This window comes from Sphaerisporangium corydalis, assembly GCF_025506355.1.
Classification (GTDB): Bacteria; Actinomycetota; Actinomycetes; order Streptosporangiales; family Streptosporangiaceae; genus Sphaerisporangium; species Sphaerisporangium corydalis.
Genome location: NZ_JANZYP010000009.1, coordinates 1 through 14438, shown reverse-complemented (window position 1 = coordinate 14438; position 14438 = coordinate 1). Strand labels below are relative to the sequence as shown.

Sequence of the window (14438 nt, the reverse complement as noted above, 5' to 3'; positions counted from 1 at the left end):
ATACGGAGATAGGCCGTATTACGCATGTTTTTACAGCGCACAGTGCGATCACCGATACCACTTTCCGGCACCGGAATCGGCTGTCCCGGCTCCGGCGGCGGGCGGCTCAGGGGAGGTAGATGGTGAGCTCCAGCAGCTCGGCCGTGAGGTGCGGGGGAAGGTCGACCGCGATGGACACGTCCTCCGCCGAGATGAAACAGCCCACGTCGGCCCGGGCCTCGACCACCCGCCTCGCCAGCTCCGCGGTCATCCCCGGCAGACCGGCGATCACCTCGGCCGAGGCGTGGTTGACGTCCACGAGCCCGCCGTCGTCGTACTGGCGCGGCAGGTCGGGGCGCCCGATACGCAGCTCGCGGGCCAGCGCGGGGTCGCGCTCCACCAGGTCGCGGGCCTGCTGCCGCAGCTCACGCCGGTGCTGCGCGTACGCCACCGCGTGGTCGTTGGGCGTCTCCGAGCGGTCGAACACCCTGTTGCGGATGATCAGCGAGTGGATCGTGCCGCCGAGCCAGCTCCCGGTCGACCCGAGGAACGCGAGCAGCATCAGCGCGTCGTCCGAACCGCTGGGCCCGCTCCTCGACATGGTGGCCAGGACGAACGTGACCATGCCGATGGCGTAGATCGCCGACGACAGGGCGAGCATCGTGCTCTTCAGCTTCGCCGCCGCGTACCCCATCGTGAACGGCGTCGCGATACCGCAGGTCAGCAGGGGTGCGATAGCCCACAGCACGCTGGCGGCGCTGCTCGGGTTCTGCGGCGGTGGCGGCGGGATGTACGGCGGGAACGGCGGCTGGGGGAGGTGCGCGCGGGGGTCGGCGGGCCGGTTCGGGCCGAACGGGCCGGGGACCTGCCGGTTGTACGGCGCCAGGCCGTGCTGGTCGGGACGCGGTGGGAGGAACGGCGCGGGGCCGCGACGGAGGTCCGGCGACGCGTACGAGGGGCGTCCCTGGTCGGGACGCGGCCGGCCGTACGGGGGCTCGGGGGTCTGGCGGCCGTACGGCGAGCGGCCCTGCTCGGGACCGGGGCCCCGGGGGCCGGGGGCGGGCCGGCGGTCCTGCTCGCGCGCGGGGCGGCGGTCATGGTCGGGGGTGGGCCAGCGGTCCCGCTCGGGCGCCGACCGGCGGTCCTGGTCGCGCGCGGGACGGTGATCCTGCTCGTGCGCGGGACGGTGATCCTGCTCGGGCTCCGGACGGTGATCCTGGTCGGGCACCGGACGATGGTCCTGCTCGGGCGCCGGACGGGGGTCCTGCTCCGGGAGCGGCCGGCCCGGCAGCGGCCGGCTCACCTGGCGGGGCTGCGGGGCCGTCGGGCCGTTCGGATCACCTGGCTCGGGGGGAGGGCCTCCCGGTGGCCCCGATCCCGGGCCCCCGTGGCCGTTGGTCGGGTGCATAACGCGAAGAATACGGCCTTCCACACTGTCCCGCATCGGCCAGGAGGACCACATGTCCCGGCGGACAAGTCCCCAAAAACACCGATGATTGTGGAAAACCGGGAGCCGACCGTGTCCCGCGCATTCACGGCGACGCCCTTGTGCGTCATGATGTTGAACCGTGGCTCGTATACCAGGAGAAGGGCTGGCGAAGGGTCTGGCCGTCACCCTTCGCCACATGCTGAGCAGGGCGGACACCCAGCAATACCCGGAGGTAAGACCCGACCTGCCCCCGCGCAGCCGGGGGGTGATCGCGCTGGTCGAGGAGAACTGCACCGTCTGCATGCTGTGTGCCAGGGAATGCCCTGACTGGTGCATCTACATCGACTCCCACAAGGAGACGACCCCCGCCCCCGAGGGGGGACGTCCGCGCGCGCACAACGTCCTGGACCGATTCGCCATCGACTTCTCTCTCTGCATGTACTGCGGCATCTGCATCGAGGTCTGCCCGTTCGACGCGCTCTTCTGGTCACCGGAGTTCGAGTACGCCGAGGGCGACATCCGTAACCTCCTGCACGAGAAGGACAGGCTGGGCGAATGGGTCCGGTCGGTCCCGGTGCCGCCGCCGCACGAGCCGAACGCCGAGCCGCCCAAGGAGGTCGCCGGCGCCGCCCGCCCGGCACGCGAACGCCCGGCCGCGCGGCAGACCGCCCCGGACCGGCCCGCCACCACCCCACCGAACACCCCCGGGGAAACCGCAGGCACACCCGGAGAAACCCCAGGCACGCCCGCGCCCGGGACCCCCGAGACACGCCCCGGCACCCCGTCCGGGCAGCAGGGCGGCCACGCCGCCGTCCGCGCCATCCGCCCGCCCGGCGCCCTGCCCAAGAAGCCCGCCGCACCCCCCGCGACCCCCCCGTCCTCCACCGAGGAGCCCCCGTTCGCGGGGCCGTCCTCCAGCGACGGGCCTCCGGAAGGGGAGCGGCCGAAGCGGGGGCCGGAGGAGCCGCCGGAGCGGCCCGGGACGGTGGAGGAGTCGTGACGGCGGCGGCGCCGGGCCTGTGGCCGCCCACCCCGCAGGAGGTCGTCTTCCTGTTCCTGGGCCTGGTGGCCGCCGGCTCCGCGCTGCTGGTCGTGACCACCAAGCAGATCGTGCACGCGGCCCTGTGGCTCGTCGTCTCCTTCGGCGCCCTCGCCGGGTGTTACCTGGTGCTGACCGCCGAGTTCGTGGCCTGGGTCCAGGTGCTGATCTACGTCGGCGCCGTGGTCGTCCTGCTGCTCTTCGGCATCATGCTCACCCGCGCGCCGATCGGCCGCTCCGCCGACCTCGACTCGGGCAACCGGATCGCGGCGCTGGTGGTGGCGGCGGGAACGGCCGCCGTCCTCGTCACGACCGTGGTCGCCGGCTTCTCCCAGGTCTACACCCCGCTGGTGCCGGGCCAGGGCGCGGCCGGGTCGCTCGGCGCGAGCATCTTCAGGAACTGGGTGCTGCCCTTCGAAGCGCTGTCGGTGCTGCTGCTGGCGGCGCTCATCGGCGCGATCGTGCTGTCCCGTACCGACATCGGCGGAAAGGACTGACGTGCACGTCGTCTATCCCGCCGTGCTCGCCGCGCTGCTGTTCTCGATCGGCGTGTACGGCGTTCTCGCCCGGCGCAACACCATCCTCGTGCTGATGTCGGTGGAGCTGATGCTCAACGCCGTCAATCTGAACCTGGTCGCCTTCGACGTGTGGCTCAGGGACACCCTGCACGGCGGCCAGGTGCTCACCCTGTTCGTCATCGTGATCGCCGCCGCCGAGCTGGGACTCGGCCTGGCGATCGTCCTCGCCGTGTTCCGCAACAGGCGGACCGTCGAGATCGACCACGTCCGCGACCTGTCCGAACGCGACGACCCGCCCGGACAGGCGGGCGAGGCCCCCGAGCCGGCCCCTGTACCGGCCAGGGACGGCGCGTCATGATCGGCGTGGCCTCGGCCGTCGTCCTGCTGCCGTTCCTGGCGGCGGCGGCCGGGCTGCTCGGAACACGGAGGCTGTGGAGGGGCGCCCCGCCGGGCCCGGCCGACCGGCCCGCCTACCGCAGGGCGGCCTGGATCGCCATCGTCCCGGCCTCGGCCTCGGCCGTCCTCGCGGTGTGGCTCCTCGCGTACCTGTGGCAGGGCGGCGCGGCACCTGGCGGCACGGCGTCCTACGGGGACGGCGCCGCCTTCTGGAACGGCGCCCTGCCGGGAACCGTCCAGGGGACGCTGTCGGTGATCGGCACCGGCTCGGTCCCCGTCACGGCCGGCCTCCGCGTCGACGGCCTGGCGGCCATCATCGCCGTCCTGGTGACCGTCGTGTCGCTCGCCGTCCAGGTGTACTCGGTCGGCTACATGCGCGACGAGCCCCGCTACCCCTCCTTCAGCGCGTTCATCAGCCTGTTCACCAGCGCCATGCTGCTCGTGGTGTACGCGGGCGACCTCCTGGTCCTGTACGCCGGCTGGGAGGTCATGGGCCTGTGCTCGTACCTCCTGATCGGCCACTGGTGGGAGGACCGGGCCAACTCGCGGGCGGCCGTCAAGGCGTTCCTGGTCACCCGCGTCGGCGACGTCGGGTTCCTGTTCGGCATCTTCACGCTCGGGCTCGCCGCGGGCAGCTTCCGCGTCGACGACGTGATCGCGAAGGTGCCCGCCATGCCCACCGGCACCCTGGTCGCGGGGACGATGCTGCTGCTGTTCGGGGTCGCGGGCAAGAGCGCCCAGGTCCCGCTGCACACCTGGCTGCCGGACGCCATGGCAGGACCCACGCCGATCAGCGCGCTCATCCACGCGGCCACGATGGTCGCCGCGGGCATCTTCGTCGTCGCCCGGCTGTACCCGGCGTTCCTGGGCGCCCGGCCCACGCTCGACCTGCTGGCCGTGATGGCCGCGCTCGGCATGCTCGGCGCCGCGCTGGCCGCCCTGGCCCAGGACGACCTCAAACGGGTGCTCGCGTACTCGACGATCAGCCAGCTCGCGTACATGGCCGGGTCCCTGGCCGCCGGATCGGACCAGGCGGCGATCTTCCACCTCGTCACGCACGGGGCGTTCAAGGCGCTGCTGTTCCTCTGCGCCGGCCTGGTGATCCACTCGGTCGGCTCGAACCTGATGAGCGAGATGGGCGGGCTCCGCCGGTCGATGACGATCACCTTCCCCGCCATGACCATCGGGTTCGCCGCGCTCATGGGACTGCCCCCCGCCAGCGGGTTCTTCAGCAAGGACGCCGTGCTGGCCGCCGTCGAGCACGCCGCCGCCGAGAACGGCCCGCTGACCGACGCCGCGGCCTGGCTCCTGTACGGCTGCGCGCTGCTGACGGTGGCCGTGACCGGCGCGTACGCGACCCGCGCGTGGCTGCGGACCTTCTTCGGCGCCAGCAGGGTCCACCACGTCGCGCTGCCCGAGCCGGAACCGGGGGTCGCGCACGTCTGGGACGGCCGCGAGGCGCCGGTGTCGATGCTGTGGCCGGTGGGCGTGCTCGCCGTGCCCGCCCTGCTCCTCGGGTTCGCGGGCGTGGGCGCGGTGGACTGGTCGTCGGCGGCGGTCAGCCTGGTCGTGGCGCTGCTCGGCGCGGGGGTCGTGTACGCGGCCTGGCGCGCCGACCCGGTGGCCGACCCGTCCCGCGTGCTCGGGGCGCTGCGGGTCCCGGCCGAGCGCGCGTTCTACGTGGACGCGGTGTACCAGAGGGTCTTCGTCGTCCCGGTGCTGTGGCTGGCCCGCCTGGTCGCCCGGGGCGACGACTCCGTGGTCGACGGCGCGGTACGCGGCTCGGGCGGCGTCGCCGTCCGGGTCTCCGGCCTGCTGCGGCGCCTGCAGACCGGCAACGCGCAGCTCTACCTGACGGGCGTCCTGGCGGGCGTGCTGATCGTCGCCGTGGGGGCGGTGGTGCTCGGATGATCGCGGTGGTGATCGGCCTGCTCGCCGTCCCGCTGGCCGGCGCGGCCCTCCTCCTGCTGTTCACCCGCGCCGAGCCGGCCTCCGGGGCGGCCTCCGAGCCGGCCTCCGAGTCGGCCTCCGGGGCGGTCGAGGCTTACGTGCCGCCGAGGCTCGCCGGGCCGGGGTGGATCGCGGGGCCGTCGCCGCACTGGTACGGCGTCGCGGTGTCGGGGATCACGCTGGCGCTGGCCCTCGTCCTGGCGGCGTCCTTCGACTACGGCCGGGCCGGGGTGGCGCAGTTCGAGGTCGACCGGCCCTGGATCCCCGGCCTTGACCTGCGCTTCCACCTGGGCGTGGACGGCATCTCGCTGCCGCTCGTGGTCCTCACCGCCCTGCTGACCTTCCTGTGCTTCGTCCACCTCGTCCGCCACCGGCCGGACGGCGGCCGGTTCCGCGCGCTCGCCTTCACCCTGCTGGTCCTCGAAGTCGGCATGATCGGCACGTTCCTCGCCCTCGACCTGCTGCTGTTCTTCGTCAGCTTCGAGATCGTGCTGATCCCCATGTACTTCGTGATCGCCGTCTGGGGCGGCAAGGACCGTGCGGCGGCGGCGGTGAAGTTCATCCTGTACACCCTGCTCGGCTCCGCCGTGCTGCTCCTCGGCCTGCTCGTGATCTGGGCGCACACCGGCACGCTGGACATGGTCGCCCTCGCCCGCGCGCACGGCGCGGGGATGCCCCGTACGGTCCAGATCGTGGCGTTCCTGGCGGTGGCCGGCGGCCTCGCCGTCAAGGCCCCCATGTGGCCGCTGCACACCTGGCTGCCCGCCGCGCACACCGAGGCCCCGACGGTCGGATCGGTGCTGCTCGCGGGCGTCCTGCTCAAGATGGGCACCTACGGGTTCGCGCGCATCGCCATCCCCGTGCTGCCCGAGGGCGCCGCGGCCGTCGCCCCCTGGCTGGGCGCGTTCGCCGTCGTCGGGATCGTGTACGGGTCGCTGGCGTGCCTGGCCCAGCGGGACCTCAAACGCATGATCGCGTACTCGTCCGTCGGGCACATGGGGTTCGTCCTGCTGGGCCTCGCCACGCTGACGCCCGTCGGGATGAACGCCGCCCTGTTCGGCAACATCGCCCACGGGCTGATCACCGGCCTGCTGTTCTTCGTCGCCGGCGCCGTCAAGGAGCGGTACGGCACCGCTGAGCTGTCCCGGCTCGGCGGCGGCATGCTCACCCGCCTGCCCTACCTCGGGTCGCTGCTGACGTTCGCGTGCGTCGCCTCGCTCGGACTGCCCGGCCTCGCCGGGTTCTGGGGGGAGATGCTGGCGCTGCTCGGCGCCTTCGACCCGGCCCCCGGCCTGCCCCGGCCGCTCTTCCTGGTCTTCATGGCCATCGGCGGCGCCGGGACCGTGCTGACCGCCGCCTACTTCCTCCTCATGCTCTCCCGCGTGACCCACGGCAGGGCGGACGAGCCCATCGGCGACGCGGGCCTGCCCGAGGAGCCGCTCGCCGAGACCGCCGAGGCCGCCGGGGCGCCCCGCGTCCGCACACCGCTCGCCGTCGCGGAGGAGCCGGTCGAGCCGGTGGCCACGGTGGCGACGGTGGCCGGCCCGCCGGACGTCCCCGGCCCGAGGCTCGGGTGGCCGCGCGACGTGACCCCGTACGAGCTGGCCGCCTGGAGCCCGCTGATCGTTCTCACGGTGGCGCTGGGGCTGTGGCCCAAGCTGCTCCTCGCCGTCACCGATCCGGCGGTACAGGCCTTCCTGGGGGCACGATGATCCAGACGATCGACTACGCGGCCCTCGCGCCTCCGCTGATCCTCGCGGTGGTCGCCGGGGTGGTCCTGCTGCTCGACGCGTTCCTGCCGCGCACGGCCCGCACCCCCGCGACGCTCGGGCTGGTCACGATGGCGGGCGTGCTCGGCGCGCTGGCCGTCGTCGCGGCGCAGGCCGTCAAGGGGCTGACCCTGAGCACGTTCTGCGTCCCCGCCGATCCCGCCGGGGGTCCCGCGTGCTCGTTCGTCGTCGACCGGCTGACGCTGGTGTTCGGCGGGGTGATCCTGGCCGCCGCCGTGGTGGTGGTCCTGCTCTCGATGGCCCTGCTCACCGAGAACGACCCCGGCTCCCCCGATTCCGCGCCGCCCGTGCCCGGGGCCGTCCCGGGTCGCGCCGGGCGCGTGATCCCCGCCGGGGAGTGGTACTTCCTGCTGCTGTGCGCGCTGACCGGCGCCGTCACGCTTCCCGCCTCCCGTGACCTGATCATGCTGGTGGTCGCGCTCGAGCTCGTCTCCCTCCCGGTCTTCGCGCTCACCGCCCTGAAGCGGTACGACGCGCGCGGCTCGGAGGCGGCGCTGAAGCTGTTCCTGGTCTCGGTCGTCTCGACGGCCGTGATGCTCTTCGGCGTCTCGCTCCTGTACGGCATGACCGGCTCGGTCCACCTCGGCCGCATCGCCGCCCGGCTCGCCTGCGTCCCCCTCGCGGCCGTGATCCCGGGCGGCGCGCCCGTCGGCGTGCTCGTGGTCGCCGTCGTCCTCGTGGTCGCCGGGTTCGCGTTCAAGGTGGCCGCCGTCCCCTTCCACTTCTGGGCCGGTGACGTCTACCAGGGCGCCCCGGTCCCCGTGGCCGCCCTGCTGTCGGTGATCTCCAAGGCCGCGGGGTTCGCCGGCCTGATCGTCGTGCTCACGGTCGCGCTGGCGGGCCAGGCACGGATCTGGGCGCCGATCGTGGCCGTGCTCGCCGCGATCACCATGACGGTGGGCAACCTGCTGGCCCTGCGGCAGCGGCACGCCGTACGGCTGCTGGCCTGGTCCTCGGTCGCCCAGTCCGGCTACATCCTCGCGCCGCTCGGCGTGGCAGGGCCGGACGCGGCGGCGGCCTCCGTCACCTACCTGGCCATCTACGCGGCCATGAACATCGGCGCCTTCGCCGTCGTCGCCCGGGTGAGCCGCGCGAGCGAGCGGAACGAGCTGGACGACTACCGGGGGCTGGCGTTCCGCCGCCCGGCGGAGGCGCTCGCGCTGGCGTTCTTCCTGATCTGCCTGGCCGGCCTCCCGCCCGGCCTCGCGGGGCTGTTCGCCAAGATCGTGGTCTTCCGGGAGATCGTCCAGGGCGGCGCCGGCTGGCTGGCCGTGGTCATGGCGGTCAACACCGTCCTCGGGCTGTACTACTACATCGCATGGGCCGGCCGCCTGTTCGTCCCCGCCCCCGGGCTCGCGAGCGAGCCTGGCCGCACGTCGTCCCGGCCGCTGGCCATCGCCATCGCGGTGGCGCTGCTGGTCTCCCTCGCCCTGTCGGTCGCCCCCCAGCTCGTCCTGTCCGCCACCGGCTGACGTCCGCGTCGACCAGGCCTGACCAGGGACGGGAACGTTTACTTGGGTGGCGAACGTTGCCAGGGGAGAGCGCAAGATTCCGAGAGGGGGAAGCGTGCACAACAACGGCCTGCGTACCGCCGTCCTACTGGGCGCGCTGTCCACCCTCATCCTCACGGTGGGAGCGTGGCTCGGCGGCAGCCGGGGTGCGGAACTGGCCGTCCTCGTCGCTCTGCTGACCAGCGGCATCGCCTACTTCTTCTCCGACCGCATCGCCCTGTCGGCCATGCGGGCCCGGCCCGTCAGCGAGGTCGAGCAGCCCGAGCTCTACCGGGTCGTCCGCGAGCTGTCCACCGACGCGCGCCAGCCCGTCCCCCGGCTGTACATCTCGCCGACCATGCAGCCGAACGCCTTCGCCACCGGCCGCAACCCCCGCCGGGCGTCCATCTGCGTCACGTACGGGATCCTGCAGATCCTCAGCGAGCGCGAGCTGAAGGGCGTGATCGCCCACGAGCTGTCGCACGTCTACAACCGCGACATCCTGATCTCCTCGGTCGCGGCGGCGCTCGCCACGATCATCACGTACTGCAGCTACATCGCCGTCTTCTTCGGCGGCTCGGCGGACGACGACGAGGGCCCCGGCTTCGTCGGCGCGCTGCTCATGATGATCCTCGGCCCGCTGGCGGCCGGCATGATCCAGATGGCGATCTCGCGGTCGCGGGAGTTCCAGGCCGACGAGTCGGGCGCCATGCTCACGGGCGACCCGCTGGGGCTGGCCTCGGCGCTGCGCAAGATCGAGCTGGGCACGCGCAGGCTGCCGCTGCCCGAGGAGAGCCGGCTGACCTCGGCGTCCCACCTGATGATCGCCAACCCCTTTCGGGGGGCGGGCGTCGGGCGCCTGTTCTCGACCCACCCCTCGACCGCCGCCCGCGTGGCCCGCCTCGAACGCATGGCCGGCTACCGCCGCTGACCGCTTTCTGCTGACCACTGACCACTGACCGCTGACCTTTGGCCGCCGGCTGTTCGCCGGGCCTCAGGAGCGGCGGGCGACGGGGTCGGTCTCCTCAGGGGCCAGGCCGGGGAGGCCGTCGATGCTCTCCCTGTTGTTCTTGGCGCGGTAGGCCCGCTTCTGCTGGACGTCCTTGCGCTCCGCCCACTCGTCCAGCAGCCGCCGGTCCTCGTCGAAGTTCATGAACGGCACCGAGAAGCCGCACGAGTCCGAGATGCGGTCGCACTCCACGACGATGACCGACCGGACACCCGGATGCGGGCCGAAGAGCTTGACCAGCGTGTCGAACTCCTCGTCCTGCGGGGTGACCACCCGGCCCCGGCCGTACAGGCGCACGATGTTCGGCGGGCCGGAGAACGCGGCGAACATGATGGTGATCCGGCCGTTGTCGCGGAGATGGGAGATGGTCTCCACACCGCTGCCGTCGAGGTCCAGGTAGGCGACCGTCAGGTCGTCCAGGATGGCGAAGGTGTCGGAGTACCCTTTCGGGGAGACGTTGACGTGGCCGCCGGTCTCGGGCGCCGTCGCGACGAAGTAGACCTGCTGCGCGGAGATGAACTGGCGCAACCGGTCATTAAGCTTGTCATGGACTTTGGCCATCTGCCCTCCTAGGCGCGCTCCTTCGGACTTTACCCGGCGGCGAAACCCGCGCCCCGAGGGGCCTGCGGCGAAGGGCGGCCCCCGCGAAAGCGCGCGTCCGGGCGGTCGCGCGCTTCCGCAGGGGACGGTGCCGGCCGATCACTCCCCGGGCAGCCACCACGTCCACAGGTGATCCCGCACCCTGAACGAGTCGGCCTTGGCGAAGTGGCCGGTGGACGGGTTGACCGCGCCGACCGTGGCCCGCACGACGTCACCGTCCTTCTGGGAAAGCAGGGTCCAGAGCGTGAGCTTGCCGGAGTCATCCCAGTAGATCCGGTACGCGCTCTCCTTCTTGGCGATCCCGAGGTCGATGGCCGGCGAGATCGCGTCCGTCGACAGGTCGTACTGCCGCAGGTTCGGCCGGCCGGACGGCGGGACGATCACGAGGGCGATGGTGACCCCGTCATCCGCGAGCGCGACCGGCGAGTTGTTCGACACCACCTGTGGCACCTCACGGGTCTCCGCCGGCTGGCCGTTGGTGTCGTACACCGCGAACTCGGTCGTGTTGTCGCTGGTGGACCCGGACATGAGGATCCGCCGGCCGTCCGGGCTGAAGCCCTGCACGCTGTCGCCCCCCGGCAGCTTCCCGATCTGACCGGTCCCGAGGTCGACGGCCAGTGTGGGCCGCTTGCCCGAGTCGTCGTAGTAGTCGATGACCACCACGTCGCCGCTGGGGGACAGGATGGGGTCGACGTCGCTCATGCCGAGCCCCTTCGGGGCGCGCGCCGCCGCGCCCGGGAGGCTGCGCACCCGGCCGGTGAGCACGTCCTTCCAGACCAGCTTGTGGTCGGACGCGCGGACGTACAGGACCCGGTCACCGTCCCCGCTCACGGCGAACGGCGTGCTGCTCGTCCGGTCCAGCCTCCCCTTGGCCGTCCGGGGGAAGACGGCGGCGTCGGTGAGCTTGACGGTCCGCCCGTTGCGGAGGGTCAGCATCCAGGCGCCGCACGGCCTGGCCTCGTCCTTCCGCGTGCAACTGTCCAGCGAGGCGTATCGCACGCCTTTGGAGCTTTTAGCGGATTTTGTACTTTTCGTGGTCGTGCCGCTCGTGGCGACGCTTCCGGCGGAGGCGGCTCCCGTTCGCGCCTCCGCCGGAATCGCGACGGTGGTGGCCGTGACCGCGGTGGCCAGGGCCAGGAGGGTTAATGTACGGCGCGCTTGCTTCATCGGCGCTGTTCCTTTCGTCACCCCCTTATAGATGTCATGGACTCACGAAAGGTTGCGTCACAATTCAGCGTCAACCAGGGCCCGGAAGGAGCCTGAATCGATCTCAGATCCGTGCGGCGAAGGGGATGCCCGGCCCGCGTCCTGCGTCTACCGTCACGGTATGGGGCACTCCTCCTTCACCATCAGACTGAACGACGTCCAGACCGAGGCCCTGGTGCGGCAGGCGCACCTGGAGGGGCGCCGGGTCGAGGACATCATCCGCAGTGCCGTCCAGCGGCACATCGAGGCCAGGCAGGCGGCGATCACCCTCATGACCCGCTGGAACCTCGACCGTGAGGACCTGGAGGCGGCGGCCGTCGCCCTCGACGTCCCGCCCCTCACCGACGAGGAATGGACCCAGGCCAACCGCCCGCCCATGACCCGGACGCGGGTGTCATGATCCCTGGACGCGTGCTCGACGTCAGCGCCCTGGTCGACATCGCCGTCGCCAAGACGCGCTACTCACGCCATGTCGTGGCGATGTGCCTCTACCGGGGAGGCGGCCTGTGCGTGCCGTCGACGGCGCTGGCCGCCGTGTACTCCATCGCCCCGCTCGACACCCAGGCCGAACTCTTCGACCTGATCATGGGCCCTGGCGTCACCATCGACGACCTCACGGCCGGCAAGGCCCCCGACATCGGCGAACTCCTGGACGGGGCCAACGACGTGGTGGCCGGCCACGTGGTCTGGTGCGCCCGCAACACCCACTGGCCCATCCTCACCGACCGCGGCGACCACCTGACCCTCCTGGACCCCCGAATCATGATCGACCCCATCCCCTGACCCGCCTGGGCGCTTTAACTTCGGGTGGGCCTCAGTGGGGCACGGTGACGGCTCGCAGGGCGATGTCGACGGAGGCCTGAAGGTCTTCGCGGCTCGCGCCGGCCGCGGCGTGGACGGCGTGGCCCTCGCTGAGCGTCATCACGAAACGGGCCAGTGCCCGGGCGTCCATGCCGTCCGGGAGGTCTCCCTCCTTCGCCGCGCGGGACAGCCGCTCTTCCAGGGCCGTCTCGGTCGCGGCCCGGCCGGCGGCCAGGGTCTCGGAGATGTGGGCGTTCTCCGGCGAGCAGGCCAGGCCCCCCTGGATGGAGAGGCAGCCCGGGGGGTGATCGCCGGTGGTGAGGGCGTCGGCGCTGGAGCGCAGGAACGCTTCTATGGCGGCGTACGCGGTGGGTTGCTCGAGTGCGGCGCGAGCGTTGGCCACCTTGGTCTCGTGGTAACGGGTGAAGGCACGCCGGAACAGCAACTCCTTACTGCCGAACGTGGCGTACAGGCTCGGGCGGTTGATGCCCATCGCGCTGGTGAGGGCGCTCAGCGACGCACCCTCGTAGCCGTGCCGCCAGAAGACCTCGGCGGCCCGGTCGAGGACCGTCTCCTCGTCGAAGGCCCGCGGTCGTCCGGTGGTGTGCGTCTCGGTACGCATGCGTTCACTCTACCGCTCGGTACAAATCACGGTTCAGCTCGCCCAACCGATCGGTACAAAACCTGCTAGTGTGACTCGCAACCGATCAGTACAAAAGGAAGCAGGGAGACGCATGACCGTCACACTGATCACCGGCGCGAACAAGGGCATCGGTTTCGAGACGGCCAAACAGCTTCTCGAACTGGGCCACATCGTCTACATCGGCGCACGCGACGTCGAGCGCGGCAAGGCGGCCGCGGCGACGCTCGGCGCACGATTCGTCCAACTCGATGTGACCGACGACGCGTCGGTGCGCGACGCGCTGGCGACCATCGACTCTTCCGAGGGCCGACTCGACGTCCTGGTGCACAACGCGGGCGTCCTCGGGGACGGGGCCATCGACGGACCGACGGCCCTCCGGGTGTTCGACACCAACGCGGTGGGAATCGTCCGCGTCACCGAGGCGGCACTGCCTCTGCTGCGAAAGTCCCCGAACCCCACGGTGGTCACCGTTTCGAGCAGCGCCGGGTCCTTCTGGGCGGTGAACGAGCCCGACCGGCCGGAGTTCAATCTGCCGCTCGCCCTCTACTCGGCGTCCAAGGCGGCGGCCACCATGCTCACCGTCCAGTACGCCAAGTCCCAGCCGGGCATCAAGTTCAACGCGCTCGAACCCGGCACCACCGCCACCGACATGACCGCCGCCTTCGGCATCGGAAGACCACCTGCGGAAAGCGCCAGGACCGTCGTACACCTGGCCACGCTCGACGAGAACGCCCCAACAGGAACCTTCCAGGACGAACACGGCACGCTGCGCTGGTAGCCAACGCCAACCACGAAGCCACACCGACAGGTGCCGACCGTGGAGCCGCGCCGACAGGCGGTGCCGACCTCCACGGAGCTGGCATGACCCAGGTGGGACTCCATGACCCAGATAGAACTCAGGGCACATGGTCGCTTCAAGATCGGCGACCGTGTGCCCCGAATGTTCCCTCTGATCTTCGGCTGGACGCGAAGACGCAGGTCAGCACGCTTGGATCCAGCGAAGTTAACGGTAGTTCGTGAACTGCAGGGCGATGTCGAGATCCTTGCCCTTGAGCAGGGCGATGACGTCCTGAAGCTCGTCCTTCTTCTTTGAACTGACCCGGAGCTCCTCGCCCTGGATCTGGGCCTTGATGCCCTTGGGGCCCTCATCCCGGATGATCTTCGAGATCTTCTTGGCGTGCTCCTGGTCGATGCCCTCCTTCAGGCTGACGACCAGGTGGTACTCCTTGCCTGACAGCTTGGGCTCACCCGAATCCAGCACCTTCAGGGACAGACCCCGCTTGATGATCTTTTCCTTGAACACGTCAAGGACGGCGTTCGCGCGTTCCTCGCTGTTGGCCTTGATCTCGATATTGTCCTGACCCGACCACGCGATCCCCGCGCCCGTGCCCTTGAAGTCGAAGCGATGCCCGACCTCCTTGACCGTCTGGTTCAGCGCGTTGTCGACCTCCTGACGGTCGATCTTGCTCACCACGTCGAAACTACTGTCGGCCATCGGTATAGGTGTCCTCTCTCGTCCCTCCGACCCTAGCGACCCAAGCCCCCCCGCGTGCGAACCAAACCCCACCCCCACCCACATCAACCCACC

15 protein-coding genes are annotated in these 14438 nt (G+C 71.2%); 10 read left to right on the top strand and 5 right to left on the bottom strand.

Annotation, left to right across the window (positions count from 1 at the left end; genetic code table 11):
- Positions 1 to 106: 106 nt before the first annotated feature.
- On the bottom strand, positions 107 to 1207 hold the full coding sequence (locus NYZ98_RS08930) for a helix-hairpin-helix domain-containing protein (protein ID WP_262842101.1): 1101 nt from the start codon (positions 1205 to 1207) through the stop codon (positions 107 to 109).
- Positions 1208 to 1604: 397 nt separating this feature from the next.
- Between NYZ98_RS08930 and NYZ98_RS08925 the strand changes: the two genes are divergently transcribed.
- The 7 genes from NYZ98_RS08925 (at position 1605) to htpX (ending at position 9522) form a co-directional block, all read left to right on the top strand.
- The gene (locus tag NYZ98_RS08925) at positions 1605 to 2408 is read left to right on the top strand and encodes a 4Fe-4S binding protein (protein WP_262842100.1); all 804 of its coding nucleotides are present in this window, start codon (positions 1605 to 1607) and stop codon (positions 2406 to 2408) included.
- Complete coding sequence (locus NYZ98_RS08920) at positions 2405 to 2944, top strand: NADH-quinone oxidoreductase subunit J family protein (RefSeq protein ID WP_262842099.1); 540 nt, start codon at positions 2405 to 2407, stop codon at positions 2942 to 2944. The genes NYZ98_RS08925 and NYZ98_RS08920 overlap by 4 nt, the downstream gene beginning before the upstream one ends.
- 1 nt (position 2945) lies before the next feature.
- The gene (nuoK, locus tag NYZ98_RS08915) at positions 2946 to 3323 is read left to right on the top strand and encodes an NADH-quinone oxidoreductase subunit NuoK (protein WP_262842098.1); all 378 of its coding nucleotides are present in this window, start codon (positions 2946 to 2948) and stop codon (positions 3321 to 3323) included.
- Positions 3320 to 5272 (top strand): NADH-quinone oxidoreductase subunit 5 family protein, encoded by a 1953-nt coding sequence (locus NYZ98_RS08910; RefSeq protein ID WP_262842097.1) that lies wholly within the window; start codon positions 3320 to 3322, stop codon positions 5270 to 5272. The genes nuoK and NYZ98_RS08910 overlap by 4 nt, the downstream gene beginning before the upstream one ends.
- On the top strand, positions 5269 to 7023 hold the full coding sequence (locus NYZ98_RS08905; protein WP_262842096.1) for a complex I subunit 4 family protein: 1755 nt from the start codon (positions 5269 to 5271) through the stop codon (positions 7021 to 7023). Before NYZ98_RS08910 ends, NYZ98_RS08905 begins: the two co-directional genes overlap by 4 nt.
- Complete coding sequence (locus tag NYZ98_RS08900; protein ID WP_262842095.1) at positions 7020 to 8573, top strand: NADH-quinone oxidoreductase subunit N; 1554 nt, start codon at positions 7020 to 7022, stop codon at positions 8571 to 8573. The genes NYZ98_RS08905 and NYZ98_RS08900 overlap by 4 nt, the downstream gene beginning before the upstream one ends.
- Before the next feature lie 94 nt (positions 8574 to 8667).
- A complete protein-coding gene (gene htpX / locus NYZ98_RS08895; protein WP_262842094.1) occupies positions 8668 to 9522 on the top strand; it encodes a zinc metalloprotease HtpX in 855 nt (284 codons plus the stop codon).
- A 63-nt stretch (positions 9523 to 9585) separates the two neighbouring features.
- Here htpX and NYZ98_RS08890 read toward each other — a convergent pair whose 3' ends face one another.
- Both NYZ98_RS08890 and NYZ98_RS08885 read right to left on the bottom strand, forming a co-directional pair.
- Entirely contained in the window at positions 9586 to 10161 is a 576-nt protein-coding gene (locus NYZ98_RS08890) for a pyridoxamine 5'-phosphate oxidase family protein (protein ID WP_262842093.1), read from the bottom strand.
- A 138-nt stretch (positions 10162 to 10299) separates the two neighbouring features.
- On the bottom strand, positions 10300 to 11199 hold the full coding sequence (locus NYZ98_RS08885) for a TolB-like translocation protein (RefSeq protein ID WP_262842092.1): 900 nt from the start codon (positions 11197 to 11199) through the stop codon (positions 10300 to 10302).
- Positions 11200 to 11527: 328 nt separating this feature from the next.
- On the opposite strand from NYZ98_RS08885, the gene NYZ98_RS08880 reads away from it, so the two are divergent.
- Both NYZ98_RS08880 and NYZ98_RS08875 read left to right on the top strand, forming a co-directional pair.
- Complete coding sequence (locus NYZ98_RS08880; protein ID WP_262842091.1) at positions 11528 to 11806, top strand: hypothetical protein; 279 nt, start codon at positions 11528 to 11530, stop codon at positions 11804 to 11806.
- Complete coding sequence (locus tag NYZ98_RS08875; RefSeq protein WP_262842090.1) at positions 11803 to 12189, top strand: hypothetical protein; 387 nt, start codon at positions 11803 to 11805, stop codon at positions 12187 to 12189. The genes NYZ98_RS08880 and NYZ98_RS08875 overlap by 4 nt, the downstream gene beginning before the upstream one ends.
- A gap of 31 nt (positions 12190 to 12220) precedes the next feature.
- Here NYZ98_RS08875 and NYZ98_RS08870 read toward each other — a convergent pair whose 3' ends face one another.
- On the bottom strand, positions 12221 to 12829 hold the full coding sequence (locus NYZ98_RS08870; protein WP_262842089.1) for a TetR/AcrR family transcriptional regulator: 609 nt from the start codon (positions 12827 to 12829) through the stop codon (positions 12221 to 12223).
- A 112-nt stretch (positions 12830 to 12941) separates the two neighbouring features.
- On the opposite strand from NYZ98_RS08870, the gene NYZ98_RS08865 reads away from it, so the two are divergent.
- Complete coding sequence (locus NYZ98_RS08865) at positions 12942 to 13628, top strand: SDR family NAD(P)-dependent oxidoreductase (protein WP_262842088.1); 687 nt, start codon at positions 12942 to 12944, stop codon at positions 13626 to 13628.
- 225 nt (positions 13629 to 13853) lie between these two features.
- Here NYZ98_RS08865 and NYZ98_RS08860 read toward each other — a convergent pair whose 3' ends face one another.
- Positions 13854 to 14345, bottom strand: coding sequence for a YajQ family cyclic di-GMP-binding protein (locus NYZ98_RS08860; RefSeq protein WP_262842087.1), 492 nt, complete (start codon positions 14343 to 14345; stop codon positions 13854 to 13856).
- Between the last annotated feature and the right edge of the window lie 93 nt (positions 14346 to 14438).